Source organism: Micromonospora siamensis (assembly GCF_900090305.1).
GTDB lineage: Bacteria > Actinomycetota > Actinomycetes > Mycobacteriales > Micromonosporaceae > Micromonospora > Micromonospora siamensis.
Genome location: NZ_LT607751.1, coordinates 1,141,515 through 1,160,839 on the forward strand (window position 1 = coordinate 1,141,515; position 19,325 = coordinate 1,160,839).

Annotated in this window: 18 protein-coding genes; 11 read left to right on the forward strand and 7 right to left on the reverse strand. The window is 73.4% G+C overall.

Annotated features, from left to right (window positions below; translation table 11 throughout):
- Positions 1 to 291: 291 nt before the first annotated feature.
- Positions 292 to 777 carry a carboxymuconolactone decarboxylase family protein gene (locus GA0074704_RS05375; protein ID WP_088969468.1) on the reverse strand — a complete coding sequence of 162 codons (486 nt, stop codon included), beginning with the start codon at positions 775 to 777 and terminating at the stop codon, positions 292 to 294.
- 163 nt (positions 778 to 940) lie between these two features.
- On the opposite strand from GA0074704_RS05375, the gene GA0074704_RS05380 reads away from it, so the two are divergent.
- Positions 941 to 1,840, forward strand: a complete 900-nt coding sequence (locus GA0074704_RS05380; protein ID WP_088969469.1) for an RNA polymerase sigma-70 factor — start codon at positions 941 to 943, stop codon at positions 1,838 to 1,840.
- 217 nt (positions 1,841 to 2,057) lie between these two features.
- Complete coding sequence (locus GA0074704_RS05385; protein ID WP_157743603.1) at positions 2,058 to 3,377, forward strand: toll/interleukin-1 receptor domain-containing protein; 1,320 nt, start codon at positions 2,058 to 2,060, stop codon at positions 3,375 to 3,377.
- Positions 3,378 to 3,394: 17 nt separating this feature from the next.
- Here GA0074704_RS05385 and GA0074704_RS05390 read toward each other — a convergent pair whose 3' ends face one another.
- Positions 3,395 to 5,074, reverse strand: a complete 1,680-nt coding sequence (locus GA0074704_RS05390; RefSeq protein WP_088969471.1) for a DNA repair helicase XPB — start codon at positions 5,072 to 5,074, stop codon at positions 3,395 to 3,397.
- A 216-nt stretch (positions 5,075 to 5,290) separates the two neighbouring features.
- On the reverse strand, positions 5,291 to 7,756 hold the full coding sequence (locus GA0074704_RS05395) for a helicase-associated domain-containing protein (protein ID WP_088969472.1): 2,466 nt from the start codon (positions 7,754 to 7,756) through the stop codon (positions 5,291 to 5,293).
- Positions 7,757 to 7,840: 84 nt separating this feature from the next.
- Between GA0074704_RS05395 and GA0074704_RS05400 the strand changes: the two genes are divergently transcribed.
- Together GA0074704_RS05400 and GA0074704_RS05405 are read left to right on the forward strand one after the other, a co-directional pair.
- Positions 7,841 to 8,464 carry an HAD family hydrolase gene (locus GA0074704_RS05400; protein WP_088969473.1) on the forward strand — a complete coding sequence of 208 codons (624 nt, stop codon included), beginning with the start codon at positions 7,841 to 7,843 and terminating at the stop codon, positions 8,462 to 8,464.
- Positions 8,465 to 8,492: 28 nt separating this feature from the next.
- A complete protein-coding gene (locus tag GA0074704_RS05405) occupies positions 8,493 to 8,879 on the forward strand; it encodes a cold-shock protein (RefSeq protein ID WP_088969474.1) in 387 nt (128 codons plus the stop codon).
- On the opposite strand, the gene GA0074704_RS05410 is transcribed toward GA0074704_RS05405, so the two are convergent.
- A complete protein-coding gene (locus tag GA0074704_RS05410; protein ID WP_088969475.1) occupies positions 8,840 to 9,739 on the reverse strand; it encodes a 1,4-dihydroxy-6-naphthoate synthase in 900 nt (299 codons plus the stop codon). The genes GA0074704_RS05405 and GA0074704_RS05410 overlap by 40 nt on opposite strands.
- 411 nt (positions 9,740 to 10,150) lie before the next feature.
- Between GA0074704_RS05410 and GA0074704_RS05415 the strand changes: the two genes are divergently transcribed.
- The gene (locus tag GA0074704_RS05415; protein WP_088973467.1) at positions 10,151 to 11,002 is read left to right on the forward strand and encodes a GNAT family N-acetyltransferase; all 852 of its coding nucleotides are present in this window, start codon (positions 10,151 to 10,153) and stop codon (positions 11,000 to 11,002) included.
- Between the two features lie 44 nt (positions 11,003 to 11,046).
- Here GA0074704_RS05415 and GA0074704_RS05420 read toward each other — a convergent pair whose 3' ends face one another.
- Both GA0074704_RS05420 and GA0074704_RS05425 read right to left on the reverse strand, forming a co-directional pair.
- The gene (locus GA0074704_RS05420) at positions 11,047 to 11,697 is read right to left on the reverse strand and encodes a futalosine hydrolase (protein WP_088969476.1); all 651 of its coding nucleotides are present in this window, start codon (positions 11,695 to 11,697) and stop codon (positions 11,047 to 11,049) included.
- Complete coding sequence (locus tag GA0074704_RS05425; protein WP_088973468.1) at positions 11,694 to 13,397, reverse strand: MFS transporter; 1,704 nt, start codon at positions 13,395 to 13,397, stop codon at positions 11,694 to 11,696. The genes GA0074704_RS05420 and GA0074704_RS05425 overlap by 4 nt, the downstream gene beginning before the upstream one ends.
- Before the next feature lie 87 nt (positions 13,398 to 13,484).
- On the opposite strand from GA0074704_RS05425, the gene GA0074704_RS05430 reads away from it, so the two are divergent.
- Positions 13,485 to 14,321 carry a DUF3027 domain-containing protein gene (locus GA0074704_RS05430; RefSeq protein ID WP_088969477.1) on the forward strand — a complete coding sequence of 279 codons (837 nt, stop codon included), beginning with the start codon at positions 13,485 to 13,487 and terminating at the stop codon, positions 14,319 to 14,321.
- 4 nt (positions 14,322 to 14,325) lie between these two features.
- On the opposite strand, the gene GA0074704_RS05435 is transcribed toward GA0074704_RS05430, so the two are convergent.
- Positions 14,326 to 14,583, reverse strand: coding sequence for a DUF2530 domain-containing protein (locus GA0074704_RS05435; RefSeq protein ID WP_088969478.1), 258 nt, complete (start codon positions 14,581 to 14,583; stop codon positions 14,326 to 14,328).
- 89 nt (positions 14,584 to 14,672) lie between these two features.
- Between GA0074704_RS05435 and GA0074704_RS05440 the strand changes: the two genes are divergently transcribed.
- From GA0074704_RS05440 to thpR, 5 genes are all read left to right on the forward strand, one after another.
- Complete coding sequence (locus GA0074704_RS05440) at positions 14,673 to 16,154, forward strand: NCS2 family permease (RefSeq protein WP_088969479.1); 1,482 nt, start codon at positions 14,673 to 14,675, stop codon at positions 16,152 to 16,154.
- A gap of 115 nt (positions 16,155 to 16,269) precedes the next feature.
- Complete coding sequence (locus tag GA0074704_RS05445; protein ID WP_172880429.1) at positions 16,270 to 16,719, forward strand: MarR family winged helix-turn-helix transcriptional regulator; 450 nt, start codon at positions 16,270 to 16,272, stop codon at positions 16,717 to 16,719.
- Positions 16,720 to 16,788: 69 nt separating this feature from the next.
- Positions 16,789 to 18,075, forward strand: a complete 1,287-nt coding sequence (locus tag GA0074704_RS05450; protein WP_088969480.1) for an MFS transporter — start codon at positions 16,789 to 16,791, stop codon at positions 18,073 to 18,075.
- A gap of 106 nt (positions 18,076 to 18,181) precedes the next feature.
- Positions 18,182 to 18,691: a hypothetical protein gene (locus tag GA0074704_RS05455; protein ID WP_088969481.1), complete on the forward strand. Its 510-nt coding sequence runs from the start codon at positions 18,182 to 18,184 to the stop codon at positions 18,689 to 18,691.
- Positions 18,692 to 18,694: 3 nt separating this feature from the next.
- Positions 18,695 to 19,273 carry an RNA 2',3'-cyclic phosphodiesterase gene (gene thpR, locus GA0074704_RS05460; RefSeq protein ID WP_088969482.1) on the forward strand — a complete coding sequence of 193 codons (579 nt, stop codon included), beginning with the start codon at positions 18,695 to 18,697 and terminating at the stop codon, positions 19,271 to 19,273.
- The last annotated feature ends 52 nt before the right edge of the window (positions 19,274 to 19,325 follow it).

The following is a 19,325-nucleotide window of genomic DNA, read 5'->3' on the forward strand; positions in this document are numbered from 1 at the left end:
GCAAGCGTCAGCGGACGATCACGGACCAGTCGACGCGCTCGGACCGGCGAGAGTGGCCAGTGAGCTGCATCGAGCGACCAACTCGTAACGCGTGGATCAGTTGGTTTGGTGGTGAACGCCGCTCCGCCGCCAACCTCGACGAGCAGCGCCCGACCGGCTGAGTCGTTTACGTCATCAGGCCGACAGCGCCAGCGACAGACACCCGCGCCGAGCACGCCCGTACGATCGGCGGGCTTGCACGGCGAGCGCCCGGCCCGGATCGAGACGCACCCGAACCGGGCCGGACGCGAGTCAGTCGAGCGCTGCAGCGAACATCCCCGCCTCGTACGACCCGCCGCGCTGGTGCACGATCACCGCCAACCGATTCGCCGCGTTGATCAGCGCCACCAGACACACCAACGCCCCCACCTGCTCCTCGTCGTAGTGCTTCCGCACCAACCCCCACGTCTCGTCGGAGACGCCGGTGAAGGCATCCGCCAGCCGGGTCCCCTCCTCCGCCAACGCCAACGCCGCCTGCTCTGCCTCGCTGAACACCGTCGACTCCCGCCAAGCCGCCACCAGGCTCAGCCGCACCGAAGACTCGCCAGCGGCAAGAGCCTCCTTCACGTGCATGTCGATGCACCACCCGCACCCGTTGATCTGGCTGGCCCGCAGCGACACCAGCTCCTGGACCGACTTCGGCAGCGTCGACTGCTGGACGACCAGTCCGGCGTTGGCGAACCGCTTGGCGAACTTCGTCGCGACCGCGTTCTCGAGGAGGTTGAATCGAGCGTCCATCGTTTCCGTCCTTCGTTCCGGTGAGCTGGGACGAACACGAGATGCCGCGGACGGCGCAGCCGTGACAGCACCACCACCGTGACGGGAGCCACAGCGCAAGCCCGTCACAGAACCACCGACGGCGGCATCACATGCGAAAGGCAGCAACGAAAAGGAGCAACCCATGGCGGCACCCGACCTGGCCACCGAGGCGTTCCTGAGGCACCGCAACCTGCTCTTCACCGTCGCGTACGAAATGCTCGGCTCGGCGGCCGACGCGGAGGACGTACTCCAGGAGACCTGGCTGCGGTGGGCGGGCGTCGACCTGGCGGAGGTCCGCGAGCAGCGCGCCTACCTGGTGCGGATCACCACCCGCCAGGCGCTCAGCCGGTTGCGGACGGTGGGCCGCCGCAGGGAGTCCTACGTCGGGTCGTGGCTGCCCGAGCCGCTGCTCACCGCCCCCGACGTCGCCGAGGACGTCGCGCTGGCCGACAGCGTGTCGATGGCGATGCTGCTGGTGCTGGAAACCCTCGCGCCGACCGAACGCGCCGTGTTCGTGCTCCGCGAGGTCTTCGATCTCGGGTACGACGAGATCGCCGAAGCCGTCGACAAGAGTCCCGCCGCCGTGCGGCAGATCGCCCACCGGGCCCGCGCGCACGTCGCCGCCCGCCGGCCCCGCCAGGCCGTCTCCGCGACCGAGACCCGGTACGCGCTGAGCGCGTTCCAGCGGGCCGTCGAGACCGGCGACCTCCAGGGCCTGCTCGACATCCTCGCCCCCGACGTGGTGCTGCTCGGCGACGGTGGCGGCGTGAAGCAGGCCGTCCCGCGCCCGATCCTCGGCGCTGACAAGGTCGCCCGGCTGCTCGTCGGCGGCTGGGCGAAGGTCGCGGCCAGCACCTCCTGGCAGCCGACCCTGGTCAACGGCCACCCCGCGCTCGTTGTCCACCTCGACGGCGAGCTGGACACCGTCGTCGCGCTGCGGATCGAGGACGGCCGGATCACCGGCCTCTACGCCGTCCGCAACCCCGCGAAGCTGTCGCACATGATGCGGGAGACCGCGCTGAGCCGCACGAGCGGAGCGTGAGTCGTTCACGCTCTCAAGTCCGTAGCGTCCCGAGAGGCACCCACGGCCGGCCACGGCCCACCGGTCGGCGTCGGGAAGCCCGGGAGCCGAGGACGGTCACGCCGCTGAGCCGGCACCGAGAGCGGCCACCCGCAGGGGGGTCGTGAACGCGTCACGGACTCACTACGCTGGGCGGTGACGTTCGTGCAGCATGAGTGTCTGGATCGGACGGTGTGACGTGAGCGCTCCTTGGGCCGGGCAGAGCTACCGGTACTGGGCGTTCATCTCCTACTCGCACACCGACCGACGCTTCGCGCGGGCCCTGCACCGCCGCCTGGAGGGCTACCGGCTTCCGCGCCGCGTACGGCCCTCGCCCTGGAGCGCCGGGCCCTCGCCGGTGCGGCTGCGTCCCGTGTTCCGCGACCACGAGGAGTTGCCGGCGTCCACGGACCTCGGTGGCCACCTGCGGGTGGCGTTGGACCAGTCGCGGAACCTCGTCGTGCTCGCCTCGTCCGGTGCGGCGCGGTCCCGTTGGGTCGACAGCGAGGTCCGGCACTTCCTCGACCGGGGACGCGCCCACGACATCCTGCTCGTCGTGCGCGACGGCAACCCGGGTGACCCGCTGGATCCGGCGGTGCTGCCGCCCGCCCTGCGTGGCCGGGTCGACGAGGCGCTGTGGGTGGACACCCGGGGCACCCGCCGGCCCAGCCGCACCGCGTTCCTGCGCCTCGTCGCCGGCATGGTCGGCGTCGGCTTCGACGCGCTCTGGCGCCGCGACCGGCGGCGTCGGTGGCGTCGGGCGCTGAGCCTGTCGTTGGCGCTGACCCTGCTCTTCGGCATCGGCGGCGGGCTGGTCTGGCGGGCTCAGCGGCAGCGGGCCGACAGCCAGCCGAGCCGGCAGGTGCAGCAGTTCCGGGCCTTCTACCAAGCGAAGATCGAACGGGGGCTGCGGGACGAGGTGGTGGCGCCCGGCGCGTCGCCATCCACCGTCGACTTCCAGATCCTGCGGTCGGAGGATCTCAACGGTGACGACCGGCTCGACTACTTCGTGATCAACCATACGACGTACTACTGCGGTTCCGGCGGCTGCCACACCGAGGTCTACGTCGCCGACGGTGGGGGCAGGTTCCACCAGGTCCTGACCATGTTCGCCGCCAGCACGCCGCGCACCCGCCCGACCGGCTCCGGGGCCTGGAAGGAAATCCTCGCCACCACCTACCAGGTCGCGAACCAGCCGGTGTACGACGTCTATGCCTCCACCGGCGCCGGGTACCAGCTCAGCCGGCTCGAGTTCTGCGGCAAGGTGTTCATCGAGTACTGCCACGACCCGCAGGTGGTCCTGCCGTTGAAGCAGGCTGCGCCGACCGCGCCGCTGGTGCGGCGAGGAGCAGCGGTGCGGACTGCTCCGGACGCTGCCGCTCCAGCGCTGAGCTTGGAGCCGCAGTACGGGAGCCGCCCCCGGGTGGTCGGCCGGGTGCTGGATGCGCCCTGGTTTCTCGTCGAACTGTGGAAGGGCGAATCGGGCTTCGTGTCCGCCGACGACGTGTCGAAGAGCTAGCCGGGCAGGGCCCCGGGTCAGTCGACCGTCGGCAGCTTCGGCCCGAGCACGTCGTCGGCGTCCACGATCGTGTACGCGTACCCCTGCTCGGCGAGGAACCGCTGCCGGTGCGCCGCGTACTCGGTGTCGATGGTGTCCCGGGAGACCACCGAGTAGAAGTGCGCCTGCCGGCCGTCGGCCTTCGGCCGCAACACCCGGCCCAGCCGCTGCGCCTCCTCCTGCCGCGAGCCGAAGGTCCCCGACACCTGGATCGCCACCGCCGCCTCCGGCAGGTCGATCGAGAAGTTCCCCACCTTCGAGATCACCAGGGTGCGCAGCTCGCCGGAACGGAACGCGTCGAACAACCGCTCCCGCTCCTTGTTCGTCGTCGAGCCCTCCACGATCGGCGCGTCCAGGTATTCGCCCAACTGGTGCAGCTGGTCGAGGAACCCGCCGATCACCAGCACCTGCTCCTGCGGGTGCCGCTCCACCAGCGCCTTCACCACCGGCAGCTTCGTCCGGGCGGTCGCCGCCATCCGGTAGCGCTCCTCGGCCTCCGCCGTCGCGTACGCCATCCGCTCCGCGTCGGTCAGCGTCACCCGCACCTCGACACACTCCGCCGGGGCGATCCAACCCTGCTGCTCGATGTCCTTCCACGGCGCGTCGTACCGCTTCGGGCCGATCAGCGAGAAGACGTCACCCTCCCGGCCGTCCTCGCGTACCAGAGTCGCCGTCAACCCCAGCCGGCGGCGGGCCTGGAGGTCCGCGGTGAACCGGAAGATCGGCGCGGGCAGCAGGTGCACCTCGTCGTAGACGACCAGGCCCCAGTCGCGGGCGCCGAACAGGTCCAGGTGGGTGAACGCGCCGCCGCGCCGCGAGGTGAGCACCTGGTACGTCGCGATGGTGACCGGGCGGATCTCCTTGCGCTCACCCGAGTACTCGCCGATCTCCTCCTCGGTCAGCGACGTACGCGCGATCAGCTCCCGCTTCCACTGCCGCCCCGCGACCGTGTTCGTCACCAGGATCAGCGTGGTGGCCTTCGCCTCGGCCATCGCCGCCGCCCCGACCAGCGTCTTGCCCGCGCCGCACGGCAGCACCACCACGCCCGACCCGCCGGCCCAGAACGCCTCCACGGCCTCCCGCTGGTACGACCGCAGCGTCCACGGCTTCGACCCGTCCTTGCCGGCCTCCGCCAGGTCGATCGGGTGCGCCTCGCCGTCCACGTAACCGGCCAGGTCCTCCGCCGGCCAGCCCAACTTCAACAGCGCCTGCTTCAACCGGCCCCGCTCCGACGGGTGCACCTGGATGGTGTCGTCGTCGATCTTGTTGCCGAGCATGCCGGCGAGCTTCTTGCTCTTCGCCACCTCGATCAGGACCATCCGGTCCAGGCCACGCAGCACCAGGCCGTGCGCCGGGTCGTTGGCCAGCTGCAACCGGCCGTACCGGTCCATCGTCTCGGCCACGTCCACCAGCAGGGCGTGCGGCACCGGATAGCGGGAGAACTTGAGCAGCGCGTCCACCACCGCCTCGGCGTCGTGCCCGGCGGCCCGCGCGTTCCACAACCCCAGCGGCGTCAGCCGGTAGGTGTGCACGTGCTCCGGGGAGCGTTCCAGCTCCGCGAACGGGGCGATCGCCATCCGGCAGGCCTGCGCGTCCGGGTGGTCGATCTCCAGGAGCAGCGTCTTGTCCGACTGCACGATCAGTGGTCCACCGCTCACGCCAGCGTCCTCTCCATGGCCGGGGGCGTCCGCCCTGCTCCGGCGGGCTGCACCCACCCCGGGCCGACCATCCAGTGTTGCACGCCGATCGGTGGGCCCGAAAAAGTTCGCCGCCCGGTGCAACTTCCAAAGATTGGTAAACGTCATGCAGAGGGGCGGGTCTGCTGTGCGCGTTCGATGGATCGGGGGCGAGCGCGCTCCTGCCCGCCCCCGTAATCAGTCCTCCAGCACCGCGGCGGTGATCCGGTGCAGGGCGAAGGTGTGCAACATCTCGGTGCGTTCGTCCTCGGCGCGCAGATAGCCGGCACCCATCGACACCGGCCGGACCAGCCGCGACGCGGTCGCCCCGTGCGCGTCGACATAGCCGACCCAGACCAGCGCCTTGTCCCGGACCGCCTGCTGGAGCACCGCCAGCGCCTCCCCGTGACCGGTCACCGGGGCCGGACCACCCGGAGTGCCCCGCACCACGGCGGGGGCCCGCCGGGCCGCCCGCGCCGCCGCGTCACCCCGGCGGATCTGCTCCACCACCCCCAGCAGCCGCGGCATCGCCAGCTTCGGCGTCGCCAGCGGGTCCAGCGCCCGCGTCGCCACCGGCGTCCGCCCCGGCGCCCGCCGGGACTTCGGCCGGGCCAGCACCGCCGCGCCGGAGGCGTCCTCCGGCACCGGCGCGTACCCGGCGTCCCGCAACGCCACCAGCATCCGGTTCACCTGGTACGGCGTGACCAGCACCGTCGGGGCCAGCCGGCGGAACGCCAACGGCTCCAACCGGCGGTCCGCCAGCACCTCGGTCAACAATGCCTCGTCGTCGCTGCGCACGTACGCCCCCGCCGAGCCGACCCGCAGCCCGCCGTGCTTGCGCGCCACGTCGTCCACCAGATAGGTCAACCCCTGCGGGATCGGGGTACGCGACCGACGGCGGAACAGCGCGTGCAGGTCGTCGGCCGTGTAGCCGGCGTCCAGGGCCCGCCGGACGCTCGCCGTGGTGACCCGGTGCACGCTCGCCCCACCCGCCGACTCGTGCTCGGCGATCACGTCCAGCTCACCGGCCAACGCCGGATCGGGCGGGCCGGGCACCACCACGCTCAGGTCGGCCTGCACCAGGAAGTGGTCCACCGGGGCGGGCAGCAGCGCGTCCAGGGCGCGTACCGCCGTCGACGGGTCACCCGACTCCGCCTCGGAGAGCAGCCCCAGCGGGTCGCCGCCCCGCTCGTCGGCGTCCGTCACGTCGGCCAGCAGCAGCCGCCCGTACGAGGTGAGTGCCGCCAGCCCGGTCACGCCCAGCTGGGCGGCCTCGGCCAGCACCTCCCGGTGCGCCACCTCCCGGCCCCGGGCCCGTCGGGGCGACCGCCACTCCAGCAGGGCCAGCACCTCGTCCGGGGTGGGCGCGGTGGCCGGCTCCAGGTCGGCCAGGACCGCCAGCACGGCCCGGCGGGCGGCGGGCGCTCCGGCCCGTTCCGCCTCGGCGGAGAGCACCGAGATCGGCCGGTCCCGGTCGTCGCGCTGCCCCACCAGGCCCACCTGGCGGGTCATCGTCAGCCACGCCCGGGCCAGCTGCTCCCAGCGTTGGGCCAGCGACATGGCCCGCCACACCTCGTACCCGCCGGTGGGCAGCACCTGCTGGTCGCCGCCGTACCGGGTGGTGGCGGTGCCGGTCAGCTCCAGCTCGCCGAGCAGCCCGGCCGCGTACGCCACCTCGAACAGCAGCGCGGTGGTCGGATCGTCCAGCCCCAGCACCCGGGCGAGCCGGCGCAGGTCACGCACCCCGACGCCGCCCGAGCGGAGCACCGGCGCCGGCTCGGCGGCCAGCGCCTCCAGCAGCGCCTCGGTGTGGCGTACCACCTCCATGGCCTGCCCGGCGCCGGCCGAGTCGACGGCCTTCGCCTCGCGCGGCGGCGCGGACACCGGCGGCGGGGTGGTGCTGACCGGTCCGAGCGGGCCGGTGTCCCGGCGCAGCAGCAGCCCCACCTCGCGGGGCAGCTCCACGGTGCCGCTGCCCTTGCTGGCGGAGATCGGGACGAGCAGCCGGTTGTCGACCAGCCAGCGGATCGGCGAGCCGGTCGGCGCGCCCCCGTTGGTGGCGTCCGGGGGAAGGGTGTCCTCCGCCCCGACGGCGGGGGCCTGCAACGCCCCCGGGGGCACGCTGCCGACCGGCGGGCCGGCGGCGAGCCGGTCCAGGATCGCCCGGGCCGACGGCGGGGCGGCGAGCAGCGTACGGCGCAGCTTCGCCGGGTCCGCGCAGAGCGCGGCCGTCCGCACGTCCAGCTCCGCCGCCGGTCGGCCGAGCCCCGCCGGGTACGGCGAGACCTCGTCGACGCCGCCGACGACGAGCAGGACGTGTTCGGGGCCGTACAGCAGGAACAGCGCCCGCAGCCGGTTCACCGCGTCCCGGACCAGGGCGGGGGCCGGCGGGCGGGCGCCGGCGGTGGCCATGGTGAGGATGGCCTCGGTGGAGGTGGCGCCCGAGTCCGGGTCGCGGGTCAGCCGGGCGGCGTCGAGGACCTGGAGGGTGAACTGGTCCAGCCCGTCCAGGGCGCGCGCCACGGAGACCCGGGACTGGGCCCGGATGGCCAGCGCGGAGACGTCGGCGGGCACCGGCACGACGAGGTCCGGCCGCAGCTGGAGCAGCGCGGCGAGGGATTCGTCCGGCAGCGACCGCAGGTGGTCGGCGAGTGAGGTGGTCATCGTCGTTCCACGCTAGCCCGCAGGGACGACGTCCCGCCCCCCGGACGTCCGGCTCGGCCGGGGTTGGGCGGGTACGTTCTCGACATGCCCCCACTGATGGTCGGTTTCGACCTCGACATGACCCTGGTCGACTCCCGCCCCGGTATCGCCGCCGCGTTCCGGGCGTTGACCGCGCGGACCGGCGTGCACGTCGACGCCGAGGCGGCCGTGGCCCGGCTGGGGCCGCCGCTGCGTACCGAGATCGCCCGCTGGTTCCCGCCCGAGCAGGTGGAGGAGGCGGTGCTGACCTACCGGGAGCTCTACCCGGCGTACGCGATCACCCCGACCGTCCCGATGCCCGGCGCGGCGGCGGCGATCACCGCGGTGCACGAGCGCGGCGGCCGGGTCATGGTGGTCACCGCCAAGCTGGGCCGGCTGGCGAAGCTGCACCTGGACCACCTGGGGCTGGCCGTGGACGAGCTGGCCGGGGATCTGTTCGCCGACCAGAAGGCGACCGCCCTGCGGGAGCACGGGGCGACCCTCTACGTCGGCGACCACGTGGCAGACATGGTGGCGGCCCGGGCGGCCGGGATCCCCGGGGTGGCGGTGGCGACCGGCCCCTGTCCGGCCGGTGACCTGCGCGACGCCGGGGCGTACGCGGTCCTCGATGACCTCACCGGATTCCCGGGGGCGCTAGACCGGATCATCCGGCTAGCCTTGGAGCAGTAGTCGGATCGAGCGAAGCAGGGGTTCCACAGTGCCGACGGGTCGAGTGAAGTGGTATGACGCGGCCAAGGGATACGGGTTCGTCACCAGTGACGAGGGTGGCGACGTGTTCCTGCCGAAGGGCGCGCTGCCGGCGGGTGTCACCGACCTCAAGGGTGGCCAGAAGATCGACTTCAGCGTGGTGGACAGCCGCCGCGGCTCCCAGGCGATGGGGGTCCGGCTGCTGGAGGCGCCGCCCTCGGTGGCGGAGCTGCGCCGCCGGCCGGCCGAGGAGCTGCACGGCATGGTCGAGGACATGATCAAGGTGCTGGAGGCGAAGGTCCAGCCGGACCTGGGCCGGGGCCGCTTCCCGGACCGCAAGACCGCGCAGAAGATCGCTCAGCTCGTCCACGCGGTGGCGCGCGAGCTGGAGGTCTGAGGGCTGGAGGTTCGCGGAACGAGCCCGGCGTCGGCGGCCCGGCCCAGCAGCGCCTGCACGGCGGCGAAGCCGGCCTCACCCAGGTCGGCGGTGAACTCGTTGACGTAGAGGCCGATGTGCCGGTCCACCACGTCGGGCTCCATCTCCTGGGCGTGCGCCAACACGTACTCCCGGCTGGCCGCAGGGTCGGCCCACGCCTGCCGGACGGACTCCCGGATCCAGCCGGCGGCCTCGACCGGATCGACGGCGCCCTTGCGGGCCAGGATCGCCCCGAGCGGGATCGGCAGACCGGTGGTCGACTCCCACCACTCGCCGAGGTCGACCAGGGCGGTCAGCCCGTGCCGCGGGTAGGTGAACCGGGCCTCGTGGATCACCAGCCCGGCGTCGTACCGGCCGGCCGCCACCCCGGGCATGATCTCGTGGAACGGCACCACCTCGATCCGGGCCGGCGGTCGCTCCGCCGACCAGAGCCGGAACAGCAGGTACGCCGTCGTCCGGTCGCCCGGCACCGCCACGGTCGCCCCGGACAGGTCGGCCAGGCCGCTCGCGGTCTCGCCGCTCCCGGTCCCGCCGGTCCGGTCGCTCGCGGTCCGGTCGCCGCGGGTGAGCATCAGGGGTCCGCAGCCACGGCCCAGCGCCCCGCCGCACGGCAGCAGGTGGTAGTCGTCCAGCAGCCACGGCAGCGCCGCGTAGCTCACCTTGACCAGGTCGAACGCACCCCGCTCGGCGGCGGTGTTGGTGACGTCCACGTCGGCGTAGGTCACCTCCACCGGCGGCGCGCCGGGCACCCGCCCGTGCACCAGGGCGTCGAAGACGAACGTGTCGTTGGGGCAGGGCGAGATCGCGAGGGAGAGCGCCACACCCCCACCGTATCCCCGCCGCCGGCCCACCTCCGCCGCGGCCGTCCGGCCGGGACCTCCCGGCCTGGCCGGCGGGTGCCTGAGCAGCGGCGGCACCTGTCCTTCGCGACGCTACGGACTTGAGAGCGTGAACGACTCACGGCGGGTCGACGGCCCGTGGGCCGACGCTTCGCGTGCCGTCGGTGCCGGTGGTGTCAAGAGGGCCATCCCGCCGGGGGCCGGTCGGGAGTCCGGCCCCGCAAGAGGAATCCGGTCGAAGGACGGTCGGACGTGGCTGAGTCATCCACGCTCTCAAGTCTGTAGCGTGCAGCGACCACCCTTCATCCCCAGCTCCGGGACTTGTCCACAGGGTTTTCCACAGGGCGTCGGGGCCTGTTGAAGAACTTCGGTCGCGCGGGAAGCATGGAGGACATGACCGGGCCGGAGGAGACGGTCGATCTGGCTGCGACGCTCCGCGCACTACGCCGCCAGGCCGACCTGAGCCAGCGGGAGCTGGCCGAGAAGGCGGGAGTCCCGCAGAGCACCGTCGCCCGGATCGAGGCCGGGCGGGCGACGGACGTGCGGTTCCGCACCGTCGAACAGCTCGTTCGCGCCGCCGCCGGGCGACTCACCATCGCGCTCGCCGGCTCGGCGGGCACCGAGCCGCCGGACACGCGCTCGTTGCCGCTCGTGCCGCACGAGGGGCTGCGGGATGCCGCCGGGCGACAGTGCCCGCCCCACCTGGACGCCCGGGAGGTCCGCGAACCGCGAGACTGGCCGGGAGCCTGGTGGGCCGCGTGGGGCAACCTGCCGCCGCCCCTCTGGCCACTGCCCTTGCCGGCGGCCACCTACCGGCGTGACCGGCGTGAGCGTGACCGGCGGCGGCGCGCCGAGGAGGTTCGGCGTTCGGTCCGGATCAGGCGCTTCACCGGTGGCGACCTACCCGCCACGTCCTGGCGGTTCGTGGCGGAGCTGCCCGACGGCGACCTCGTAGGCGAGTTGCGGGCACACGAGGTCAGCGTCGACCTGCTGCTCGGGTACGACCTGGGCGACCGCCGCGAGGTCGTCCTCGACGGGGTGCTGGTCCGGGCCGAGGCCAGGGGTCTCGGCATCGGGCGTCGCCTGCTGGAAGCGCTGCGGATCGAGCTGCAACGGGTGGGCATCGTCCGGGCACACGCGATCGCGGAGTTCGAGGGCATCGGGTTCCTCATCGCCTGCGGCTACCGGGTGGAGACGGGTCGGCCGGTGGCGTTCAGCCTCGACCTCGAGGCCGAACACCGCTGACCGGTCGACCGGGCCACGGACCCGGTTCGGTATCGGCCGCGGGCTCAGCGCAGGGCGCGGGCGGCCTCGGTGAGGGCGGCGAACGCCTCCCGCATGCGCCAGGTGTCGCGGTCGCGGGGGCCGATCGGGTTGGAGACGGTGCGTAGCTCGACAAAGGGCAGGCCGGCCTGGGCCGCGGCGACGGCCACGCCGTACCCCTCCATGGCCTCGGCGACGGCGTCGGGGTGACGGTCGGCCAGGGCCAGGGTGCTGGCGGCCGTGCCGGTGACCGTGGCGACGGTCAGCACCGCGCCCACGGTCGCCGCCGGGAGCGCGTGGCGGAGGTCGGCGAGCAGCCCCGGGTCGGCTTCCACGGAGGGGCCGCCGCCCAGCCACTCGGGCGGCATGCCCAGCTCGTCGATCGGGATGAAGCCCCCCGGCGACTCGGCGCCCAGGTCGGCGGCGACACTGCGGGTGCCCAGCACCGTGCCGCCGACCGGCGCTCGGCCGGCGAAGCCGCCGCCGATACCGGCGCTCACCACCGCCCGGAACGGGTGGCCGGCCGCCTCCGCCAGGGCGAGCAGGCGGGCCGTGGCCGCGCCCGCCACCGCCGGGCCCACCCCCACCGGGCGGACCGTCACCGTCGGGTCGGTCAGGCCGGCGCGAACCGCCTCCGCCTCCGCCGGCACGGCGGTCACCACCAGCAGACCGGTCACGACACCGGGCCCGGGGAGTTGCGGCGCTGCTCGTCGTCCACGCCACCCGGCCCGGAGACCGCCGAAGAGGGCCGGTAGACGTGGTAGCCCGGCGGCGCCAGCCCGGCCTCGTCGGCCTGACCGGGCACGCCGGCCCCCGGCATGTCGGGGCCGCGTACGGCGGGCTCCGGAACGCCCGACCCGGTCGGCGCCGGCGAGGTCGGTGCGGCCTCGACCGGCTCGTCCCGGTGGTCGGCCCCGGCCTGCGCGCGGCGGGCCGCCTCGGCCTGCTCCGCCTCGGCGCGGCGGTCCTGCTCGGCCAGCTCGGCGTCGTCGAGCGGGCGCCCCACCAGCCGCTCGGCGCGCAGCCGGCCGGCGACCAGGACGCCCCGGGCGGCGGCGAGGACCGCCACGCCGGCGACCACCATGATCCCGATCCGGCCGGTGAACGGCACCAGGCCCAGCGCGCCGCCGGCCACGAAGGCGAGCATCAGCGCGGTCTCCGAGTGCGCGAAGGAACTCGCCCGCAGCCGCTCCGGGATGCGCTCCTGGATGGAGGCGTCCACCGCCAGCTTCGCCAGCCCGCTGAACAGGGCCGTCACCAGGCAGAGCACGGCCACCAGCGGCAGCGAGAACTTCACCGCGGCGAGCACCGCCACCCCGGCCACGATGATCAGTGAGCTGGACTGGATCGCGGTGGGGCGGTGGATGCGCAGCCGGGTACCGACCGCGGTGGCCAGGAAGCCGCCCACCGCCAGCGCGCCGCCGACCAGGCCCAGCGCGGCCTGCGGGCTCAGCTGCCGGCCGAGGAAGTCGGTGGTCAGATCGCCGGACTTGATCGCGAAGGCGAGGAAGAGCAGCAGGAAGCCGTACATGCCGCGCAGGCTGGCGGAGCCGATCAGGGTGGCGATGACCAGCCGGCCCGCCGGACGGCCCCGGCCCAGCGGGCGGTCCCGGTCCTTGCGGCGCAGCGCACGCAGCGGCCGCGGCACCCGCTCGGGTGGCTCCGAGTCCGCCTTCGGCGGCAGCCGCAGCGCGATCACCATGCCGACCAGGAAGATCACCGAGGCGACCCGGAGCGGCCACTGCGGCCCCAACCAGAACGCCGCCAGGCCGAGCGGCGCCACCAGCGCGCCCGCCACCGTCCCGTACACGCTGGCGCGCGCCCCGACCTGGGACAGACCCAGCCCTTCGGGCAGCAGCCGGGGAACGGCGGCCGAGCGGGCCACCCCGTACGCCCGGGAGAGCGCCAGCACCCCGAAGGCCGCCGGATACAGGCCGAAGCTGCCCAGGTAGTCCGAGATCAACCAGGCCAGGAAGGCGCGGCCCAGCATGGTGGTGGCCAGCGCGTACCGACGGCCGTGCCGGAAGTGGTCCAGCAGCGGGCCCACCACCGGCGCCAGCATGGCGAACGGCACCATCGTGACCAGCAGGTAGAGCGCCACCTTGTTGCGCGCCTCGCCGAGCGGCACGTCGAAGAAGATCGTCCCGGCCAGGCCGATCGCGATCAGCGTGTCCCCCGCGCAGGAGACCGCGTGCAGGTCGAAGAGGCGGACCATGCCCACCTCGTTGCCGGCGCTGCGGGCCCGGGCCGAGCCGGCCCGCCGGGTCATCCAGCGGCCACTGCTCACCGAACCGCGCAGCAGCAGCCGGGTGGCCCGGATGCCGGTACCCACGGTCCGCCCCAGGAGAGACCGCTCGGGACGGGAGAACGACGGCATGTGCTCCATCCTCGCCCATTCGCCCCGCGAACGCCGCAGCACCGGCGGAGAAGCTCACCGGGGAGTGCCTGTCGGCCCGCGCCGGGCATGGGGAACAATGGACCGGTGACCAGGCCCGCCACCACCCGCGTCCGCCTCGACCAGGTCTGCGCCGCCGCCGTCGATGTGGCCCGCGCCGCGATCACCGAGGTCGAGCCCTCGGACATCGGCGCCCACCTGCAGGCCGTCGCCGAAGGTGACCGACTCGTCACCCACTACTTCGAATGCCTGATGGCCGGCTACCGGGGCTGGCGCTGGGCGGTCACCGTCACCCGGGTGCCCCGCAGCCGCACCGTCACCATCTGCGAGACGGTCCTGCTCCCGGGCTCCGACGCGCTGCTCGCCCCCGGCTGGCTGCCCTGGCAGGAGCGGCTCAAGCCGGGCGACCTCGGCCCCGGTGACCTGCTTCCCACCCCCGCCGACGACGACCGCCTCGCCCCCGGCTACCTGCTCTCCGACGACCCGGCGGTCGAGGAGACGGCGTGGGAGCTCGGCCTGGGCCGGCCCCGGGTGCTGTCCCGGGAGGGCCGCGCCGAGGCCGCCCAGCGCTGGTACGACGGCGACCACGGCCCCGACGCGCCGATCTCCACCGCGGCGCCCGCCGCCGCCCGCTGCGGCAGCTGCGGCTTCTACCTGCCGCTCGCCGGTGCGCTGCGGCAGTCCTTCGGCGCCTGCGGCAACTTCTACGCCCCCGACGACGGCCGGGTGGTCTCCGCCGACCACGGCTGCGGCGCGCACTCCGAGACGCTGACCGAGACCCCCGAGACGCCCGTCGACGAGCTGCCGACCGTGTACGACGACAGCGCCGTCGAGGCGGTCTCGGTGAGCCGGGCCCCCGGCTCGGTGGAGGCGGCGGAGCCGGCCGAGCCGTACGGGCACTCCTGAGCGGTCAGCTCCGCGCGGCGGCGGCCCGACGGCGACGTCGGTGCGCGTCGTGCCGCATCATCGTGGCCAGACCGGGGAAGCCCCACAGGAAACCGGCCAGGCAGGTCCAGAGCCAGTTCTGGCGGCCGTGTTCGGTGAGCCAGCCGCGGAAGAAGATCAGCAGGACCAGGCCGGCCACCGCCCACACCACCAGCCCGACGAGGGCGAACGGGACCATCGGCGGGTCGAGCGGCTCCGGCCGCGGCGGCTGCTGCTGAGGCACCGGCAAAGCGTACGCGATGCGCCTTCCCTGCCGGCCACTGATCTGCGACGATGCGCGCGACAGTCCGAAGATCACCTGTGAGGGACCCGATGGCCATTGCGCCGCCGCCGGACCACGGCACCGTTCCCGATCCCGCTCACCCCCGCTCCGGATTCGACCGCTTCTTCGAGGTCTCCGCCCGTGGCTCGACGATGAGCCGCGAGGTGCGGGGTGGCCTGGCCACCTTCTTCACGATGGCGTACATCGTGGTGCTCAACCCACTGATCCTGGGCGGTGCCGTCGACGGCGACGGCAACAAGCTCCCGATCCCCGCGCTGGCCGCCGCGACGGCGCTGGTGGCCGGCCTGATGACGATCCTGATGGGCGTGGTCGGACGCTTCCCGATGGCCCTCGCCGCCGGACTGGGCGTCAACGCGCTGGTGGCCTTCGAGATCGCCCCGGAGATGACCTGGGCGGACGCGATGGGTCTGGTGGTGATCGAGGGCGTGGTGATCGCGATCCTCGTGCTCACCGGGCTGCGTACGGCGGTGTTCCGTTCGGTGCCCACCCAGCTGAAGACGGCGATCGGCGTCGGCATCGGGCTCTTCCTGACCATCATCGGCCTGGTCGACGCCGGCTTCGTGCGCCGGGTTCCGGACGCGGCGAACACGACCGTGCCGGTGGGCCTGGGCATCAACGGCAAGATCGTCAGCTGGCCGATGCTGGTCTTCGTGGTAGGCCTGCTGGTGACCATCGTGCTGGTGGTACGCCGGGTGCGCGGCGCGATCCTGATCGGCATCCTCGCCTCCACCGTGCTGGCGATCGTCGTGGAGGCCATCGCCAAGGTCGGCCCGTCGTTCGTCAACGGTCAGCCGAACCCGAAGGGCTGGTCGCTGAACGTGCCGGCGCTGCCGGAGAAGGTGGTGGACGTCCCCGACCTGTCCCTGATCGGCAACTTCAACGTGCTGGACTCGTGGACCCGGGTCGGCTGGCTGGTGCCGCTGATGTTCGTCTTCACGCTGCTGATCACGGACTTCTTCGACACCATGGGCACGATGGTCGCGATCGGCCAGGAGGGGGGCATGCTCGACGAGCGGGGCACCCCGCCCCGGGCGCGGGAGATCCTGCTGGTCGACTCGATCGCCGCGGCGGCGGGCGGCACGGCCAGCGTCTCGAGCAACACGTCGTACATCGAGAGTGCCGCCGGTGTCGCCGAGGGCGCCCGGACCGGCGTGGCCAACCTGGTCACCGGCGCGCTGTTCCTGCTGGCGATGTTCCTGGCGCCGCTGGCGACGGTGGTGCCGTTCGAGGCGGCCTCCACCGCGCTGGTGGTGGTGGGCTTCCTGATGATGACCGCGGTGCGGACCATCGACTGGACCGACTACGAGATCGCCGTTCCGGCGTTCCTCACCATCGTGCTGATGCCGTTCACGTACTCGATCTCGAACGGCATCGGCGCCGGCATCATCACCTACGTCCTGGTGAAGCTCGCCAAGGGCAAGGCGCGGGAGATCCACCCGCTGCTGTACTTCGTGGCGCTGCTGTTCGTGCTGTACTTCCTGCGCGGGCCGATCGAGTCCGCGGTGCTCTGACGCCCCACTCCGGGCCGGGGCCGAATCGGGCACCCGGTCCGGAGCAGGGCAAACCTCCCGTGAGTGTGGTCATATCGCATGTCGTTAGCCATGCTCATTAGATAAGCTAACGACTGTGACGGAGCGGACGGTGACGGCGGAACGCGTGCCACCGGCGCAGCTGGCCCCCCAGCTGCGGGATGCGATCACCCGGCTCAACCGGCGGGTCCGACAGGCCCGCCCGGTCGGTGACCTGACGGTCACCCAGCTCTCCGCGCTGACCAGCCTCAAGCTGGCCGGCGCGCTGACCCCACGGGAGCTGGCCGACATCGAGCGGGTGCAGCCGCCCACGATGACCAAGATCGTCGCGAAGCTGGAGGAGCGCGGCCTCGTGCAGCGCACCCCCCACCCGACCGACGGGCGGCAGGTCATCCTGGCGGCGACCGAGGGGGGCCGGGCCGTGCTCGACCAGTTCGAGCGGGCCCGCAACGAGTGGCTGGCCAGCCGACTGGCCGCCCTCGGCGAGGAGGAACGCGACACGCTGCGGCGGGCCGCGGAGATCCTCCAGCAGCTCGCCCGCGCCTGACCGCGCCTCGCGGTCCGCGCCGTCCGACGTCGATGACGCGTACGCGCGACCCGAGGAGGCGCACCAAGAGTGCAGGCGAAGCTGAGCACGATGTTCCAGTCCCTGAAAGTCCGCAACTACCGGCTCTTCGCCACCGGGCAGCTGATCAAGCTGATCGGCGTCTGGATGATGTTCATCGCCCAGGACTGGCTCGTCCTCGACCTCTCCGGCAACTCGGCCACCGCGCTCGGTGTGGTCACCGCCCTTCAGTTCACCCCGGTGCTGCTGCTCACCCTGATCTCCGGGCGCCTCGCCGACCGGTACGACAAGCGCCTGCTGCTCTTCGTCGCCAACGCCTTCTGGACCGTCCTCGCGCTGGCCATGGCCGCGCTGGTGATCACCGGGCTGGTGCAGCTCTGGCACGTGTTCGCCTTCGCCGCCCTGCTCGGCACCGCGAACGCCGTGGAGACCCCGGTGCGTCAGGCGTTCGTCAGCGAACTGGTCGGCACCGAACTGCTGCCCAACGCACTCTCCCTCAACGCGGCCACCTTCAACTCGGCCCGGATCGTCGGCCCGGCCGTCGCCGGTCTCGCCATCGCCGCCTTCGACGTCGGCCCGGTCTTCCTGGTCACCGCGCTCAGCTCGCTCGCCCCGCTGGTCAACGTGGTCCGGATGCGCCCCGCCGAGCTGCACCGCAAGGAGCTGCCGCCGATCGGCGAGCGGGACCAGGCCAAGGTGATCGACGGCCTACGGTACGTCTGGCGCCGCCCCGACCTGCTGCTGCCGATGGTGATGATCTCGATCATCGCCACGTCGCTGTTCAACTTCCAGCTCACCCTGGCCGCCCTCGCCAAGACCGTCTTCCACACCGGCGCGGCCTCCTTCGGCCTGTTCAGCAGCGCCCTGGCCGTCGGCGCGCTGGCCGGGGCGCTCGCCGGTACCGGCCGCCGCAGCCGACCGTCGGTCTGGGTGGTGCTCGGCGCAGCCGTCGCCTGCTCTGTCTTCGGCACCCTGGTCGGCTTCGCGCCCGCGTACTGGCTGGTGGTGGCGCTGCTGCTGCCCACCGGGTTCTGCATGGTCTTCTTCGCCCAGGCCGCCAACCAGCGCATCCAGCTCGGCGTCGACGCCGCCTTCCGGGGCCGGGTGATGGCGCTGTGGGTGCTGGTCTTCCTCGGCACCAACCCGGTCGGGGCCCCGGTGATCGGCTGGCTCGCCGAGACCTACGGCGCGGGCGCCAGCATCTGGATCGGTGGGCTGATCTCGCTGGTCACCGCCCTGCTCGCGCTCACCTGGCAGCTGCGCCGCGCCGGCGCCCGGCTGCGGTTCCGGGTGCTGCCGATGCCCCGCTTCTACGTGGTCCCCGCCCCGGACTGCTGACCGCTGATCGGATCCGGTCCGGCGTGTCCGGCACCCGGTGCCGGGCGACGTTCCGGATAACGGCAATCCGGTGGCGGCGGCTCTCCGGGAGCCTTAGCGTCGAGTCGTGGGTGACCCTGGTGCGGTGACGCTGACCCTGGCGTTCGTCGCTGTCGCCTGCCTACCGGCGGCCTTCGCCGCCCTCTTCTGCGCGGACGAGATCATCGACCGGCTCGCCTGTCGCTGGGCCGAATGGCGCGAAGGGCGGCGGGAACGGCGCACCATCGCCCAGCTGGACCGGGCCATCGAGGCCGACGCGCTAACCCGGGACATCGACCTCACCGAGTTCGACCGGGACGGCCGCCGCCCGCTGGAACAGGTCGCCGCCGACCTGCGCCGCCTCGGTGGGCACCGGCGCGCGGCGACCGGCAGGTCCGTGGTCTGGCACGGCGCGGTGATCGAGGCGTACGACGAACGGCTGCGGGCCGCCTGTCAGGCCCTCGGCATTCCGGAGCACCTCGGCGAGCTGGACGGTGTCGACCGGGAGATCGAGCGGCTGCGGGTCGAGGGCCTGCTGCACGCCGCCGGCCTCACCCTGCCGGCCGCCCGCCCCGAGCAGCGCCAGCGGCACCGCTGACCGGTGCGACTCTTCGTCGCCGTGTACCCGCCACCCGCGGCGGTCGACGACCTCACCGAGCGGGTGGCCCGGCTGCGGGTCGCCGCCGCCACCGCCGCCGGGATCAACGTACGGCTCGCCGACCCGGCGAACGCCCACCTCACCCTCGCCTTCCTCGGCGAGGTGGCGGAGGACCGGCTGACCGAGGTGACCAGCACCCTCGGGCTCGCCGCCGAGACCTTCCGCGCCGGCCGGGACAGCTCCCCGCGACTGCGCCTCGGCGGCGGTGGCCGCTTCGGGCGCGGCCGGTTCACCGTCCTCTGGGTAGACCTGCGCGGTGACGTCGCCGAACTGTCCACCCTGGCCAGGCTGATCCGCATCGGTCTGCGCCGGGGCCGGCTGCCGCACGACGAGAAGCCGTTCCGGCCGCACCTGACCATCGCCCGCCCCGGCGATCGGCTCGACCCCGCCGACGTGGCGGCCGACCAGGCCGCCCTGGACGGCTACCTCGGCCCCGAGTGGCCGGCGGCGGAGCTGGTCCTCGTCCGCAGCCACCAGGGCCCCCACCCCACGTACGACCGCTTGGCCGCCTGGCCCCTCTGACCCGTCGCCCTGGCCGCCCGGGCTCCGCGCCGTAGGGCCATCGGCCCGGCTC